The 4,262-nt window shown below is 72.6% G+C and carries 2 protein-coding genes and 1 pseudogene; 2 read left to right on the plus strand and 1 reads right to left on the minus strand.

All coding sequences use genetic code 11. From position 1 onward, the window contains the following. The first annotated feature begins 253 nt into the window (after positions 1 to 253). On the plus strand, positions 254 to 661 hold the full coding sequence (locus AOK23_RS25070; protein ID WP_055714907.1) for an ATP-binding protein: 408 nt from the start codon (positions 254 to 256) through the stop codon (positions 659 to 661). Between the two features lie 316 nt (positions 662 to 977). Further along, positions 978 to 3,770: a SpoIIE family protein phosphatase gene (locus AOK23_RS25075; RefSeq protein WP_420823746.1), complete on the plus strand. Its 2,793-nt coding sequence runs from the start codon at positions 978 to 980 to the stop codon at positions 3,768 to 3,770. Positions 3,771 to 3,838: 68 nt separating this feature from the next. On the opposite strand, the pseudogene AOK23_RS48945 reads toward AOK23_RS25075, so the two are convergent. Beyond that, positions 3,839 to 4,262, minus strand: a pseudogene (locus AOK23_RS48945) (hypothetical protein); the annotation flags it as partial.

Raw genomic sequence — 4,262 nt, forward strand, 5'->3', positions numbered from 1 at the left:
GCGCCCCTACCGCCCTTCTCGACGTGCCCTGCCGCGCCTTCTTGCCGCGCTGCCGTGCCTTCCCGCCGTGCCCTCTTGTCCGCGTCCGTCGAACGGTTCCGTGCGCCCCTTTCTGACGCGTCGCGTGCGGGGGGATGCGCTCACTGCGCTGTTTGTGCCACAGTGCGCCCTCATGCGCGGTACTCGAGGTTGGATATCGGGTATGTGCCCATTAACCCCATGAAACCGGACAGGGTCCGCTTCTGACTGGGAAGTGATCGGCGTGATCGACAACGGTGACGACTACGCCGAGTGGACCTTTCCCGCGGAGCCCGGAGCCGTGCGGACCGCTCGGGCCGTGGTCCGCGACCGGCTGCGCGCATGGGGGCTCGACTCCGTCGGGGACATCGCCGCCCTGCTGGTGAGTGAGTTGGTGACCAACGCCCTGCGGCACGCCACCGGCCCCATCGGCGTACGCCTCGTACGCTCCGACGGTTCGCCGGGAGCCCTGCTCGTTGAGGTCTCCGACCCGCTGCCCGACCCGCCGCGCGAGCGGACCGCCGACCTGGACGACGAAGGTGGCCGAGGACTGCGGCTCGTGGCCTGCTCCGCGCGGGCCTGGGGTACCCGGCCCGGTGAATCGGGCAAGACGGTCTGGTTCGAGTTGACGGTTCCCGACTGACCGGACCCGTGGGCGTACGAGGTGAAAGACCTGGTGCACGACCGGCGTCCACGGCGTACGGACCGGGCAAGGGGCGGCTCCCCGGGGCGCGCGTGCGACCGATCGGTTCAAGCCAGTAGCGCTGGCTGGAGTCTTTGGTTCGAGCGGGCAACGCCTGGTTAGAAGACTTGGGAGTATGTCCCAGCCGGTCCAAAAACGATCGGGACCGTGCTGTGATCGTGAACACCGTGTTGCGCGGCGCCGTAGTGCTGGATACTGCGGGCAGCCGCCCCTGGTGACCGAAGCCGGACGCGGTGAGCTGGAGGGGACGGTTCGCGTGAGCGAGATACCAGCGAAGGCCACGGAGTCCACGGAGCCGAAGGGCCCGACGGACCGCGCGAGGCCCGAGGCCGCAGACGATTCCGGCCTGGGCCGCGCCACACGCGACGACGTCACGCGCGAGGGTGGAAGCGCTTCCGCCGCTGCGGGCGGCGACGCCCAGGGGCCCTCGTCCGGAAGTCGACCGTCGGCCGGCCGTCCGGCGGCGGCCGGGGGTGAGGCCGCCGACACCGTCGCGGCCGCCGGTGTCCTGGCCGGTCAGGGGCCCGGCGATCCGATGTGGCAGACCAGCCCGCCCGGATCGATCTACGACTACATCAAGGTGGCCTCGTTCTCCATCGGCCCGGACGGTCTCGTCGACCAGTGGAGCCTGCGCGCCGAGCAGTTGTTCGGTATCTCGGCCGCACGGGCCGTGGGCATGGACCCCATCGAGGCGTTCGTCGACCCCGACCGGCGCGAAGAGGGCCAGCGGAAGATGGCCGAGGTCCTCGACGGCCGGGAGTGGACCGGAGTGGTGCCCTTCCGGGTGCCGGGACCCGAAGGGGTCGAGGGGCTCGCCGAGGTCTATGTGATGCCCACCACCGTCGAGGGCGGTGAACGGGCCGCCGTGTGCATCGTGGTGGACGTGCGCACGCTGCGCCGCATCGAGACCGACCTCGCCGCCTCGCAGGCGATATTCGGCCAATCTCCCTTCGGCTTCCTGCTGATAGACACCGACCTCCGGGTGCGGCGAGCCAACCAGCGGTTCGCCTCCATCTACGGCGGCCATGTCGACGACCACCGCGGCCGGGGCGTCCACGACTACCTCCGGTCCCCGGAGGCCGAGCGGGTCGAGGCGACCCTGCGCCGGGTCCTGGAGACCGGTGACTCCATCACCGACATGCACATCTCCGGGTTCGTGCCCGGCTCCGAGGAACGCCGCCACTGGTCCGTCAACCTCTACCGGGTGCACAGCGGCACCGGCCGCCCCATCGGCATCGCCTGGCTCGGCATCGATGTGACGGCCCGCCGCGCCGCCGCCCGCGAGGCCGCCGCCGCACGGCGCAATCTCGCCCTCCTGAACGAGGCCGGTTCGCGCATCGGCAACTCCCTCGACCTGGAGACCACCGCCCGCGAACTCCTCGACGTGGTGGTCCCCAACTTCTGCGACCTCGCCACCGTCGACCTCTACCAGGGCCTCCTCGTCGGCGACGAGACCCCGCCCGGACTCGCCGACGGCAGCGCCGAGCTGCGCCGCGTCGCCTTCGCCAGCGCCGTCTCCGACGCGCCCTTCGTCGGCGGGCCCGCCCCGGTACGCGTCGGCGCGGTCCACCACTACCCGTTCAACTCGCCCTGCGCGGACGCCCTGCGCACCGCCCGCCCCCAGCAGGTCCCGGAAGAGGGCAACCTCATCCAGACGACGCTCGCCGTGCCGATGGTCGCCCACGACACCGTCGTCGGGCTCGTGCAGTTCTCCCGCACCAAGGGCAGCGAACCGTTCGGGGAACGCGACCGGGCCCTCGCCGTGGAACTGGCGGCCCGCGCCGCCGTCTGCATCGACAACGCCCGCCTCTACCGGCGCGAACACGAACGCGCCCTCATCCTGCAGCGCTCCCTGCTGCCGCCGGGCGACCCCGAGGCCTCCGGCCTCGACATCGCCTGCCGCTATCTGCCGGGCAACGCGGCCACCGAGGTCGGCGGCGACTGGTTCGACGTCATCGAACTCCCCGGCCACCGCACGGCACTCGTCGTCGGCGACGTCATGGGCCGGGGCCTGCGCGCCGCGGTCGCCATGGGCGAACTCCGCACCGCCGTGCGCACCCTGGCCCTGCTCGACCTCGAACCCGCCGAGGTCCTCTCCGCGCTCGACGAGATCGCCCGCGGCCTCGGCAACCCCGGCGGCGTCCAGTCCGCCTCCCGCACCGCCGCCAGCCGACCCCGCGACAAGGACCTCTCCGAGGTGTACCTCGCGACCTGCGTGTACGCCGTCTACGACTCGGTCACCCGGCGCTGCACCTTCGCCAACGCCGGCCATCTGCCGCCCGTGCTGGTCGAACCCGGCGAGAGCGCGCTGATGCTCGACGTGCCGCCCGGCATGCCGCTCGGCGTCGGTGGTGAGCCGTTCGAGGAGGTCGAGGTCGAACTGCCCGAAGGCGCGCTGTTGGCGCTCTACACGGATGGACTGGTCGAATCACGCGACCATCCCCTCGACGAGGGCCTCCAGGCGTTCGTCGGCGCCCTCACCGACCCCGTCCAGCCGCCGGCCGCGGGGCGCTCCGACCGCCCCCGATCGCTGGAGGACGTCTGCGACCACGTCCTCAGCACCCTCGACACGCATCACGGCGAGGACGACATCGCCCTTCTGATGGCACGTGTCCAGGGACTGCCGTCCGACTCCGTCGGCGACTGGACCCTGCCCCGTGAGCCGCGCAGCGTGGGACGCGCCCGGGAGTACGCCCGGGGCCAGTTGCTCAGCTGGGACCTCGAACCACTGGTCGACACGGCCGAGTTGCTCGTCAGCGAGCTGGTGACCAACGCGCTGCGCTACGGCGAGGGCGAGATACGGCTCCGGCTGCTCCTCGACAGGACCCTCGTCTGCGAGGTCTGGGACGCCGGGCTCGTCCAGCCGCGCCGCCGCCGCGCCCGCGACACGGACGAGGGCGGCCGAGGGCTCCAACTCGTCGGCCTGCTCTCCGCCGCGTGGGGCTCCCGCCGCACACCCCGCGGCAAGACCGTGTGGTTCGAACTGCCGCTCCCCGGAGAAGAGGGCGGCCTCACGGACCCGGCGGAGGCGCTGCTGAGCCTGTTCTAGGGGAGAGGGACCACGCCGTCGCCACCGACCCGCAGGACAGAGAGGGACGTGAGAGACCGACCCGCGGTCTAGCCCGGGCTCGCCGCCCTGCGGGCGCGGGTCGCCGTGCCGCCGAAGCAGGCCGGGCCCCGTGGGGTGATCCGGCCGCCGTCCTGGGTGTCCCCGAGGATGATGCCGCCCAGCAGCGCCCCGGCCATCCCGTCGCCGACCGGCCCCTCGTACGGCTCGCCGTACTCCCGCACGTCCTGTTCGGCCAGCCGCCACGCCTCCCGGGCGAGGGAGTGGGCACGCCGGGCACTCTCGACATCAGCGGTCTCCACGGCGGCGGTCTCGTCGCCCAAGGCCGTCGCGTCTTCCTCGGCGGTCCAATCCTCCGAGGGTGCCGCCTCCCCGGCCGTGCCCGCTCCGGTGCTCTCGTCGCCCGGGGACGCCACCTCGTCAGCCCCCTCGGCCCTGTCGACCCCGTCCGCTCCGGCCCCCTCCGCCCCCTCC

The organism is Streptomyces torulosus (genome assembly GCF_001419765.1).
In the GTDB taxonomy this organism is placed as follows: Bacteria; Actinomycetota; Actinomycetes; order Streptomycetales; family Streptomycetaceae; genus Streptomyces; species Streptomyces torulosus.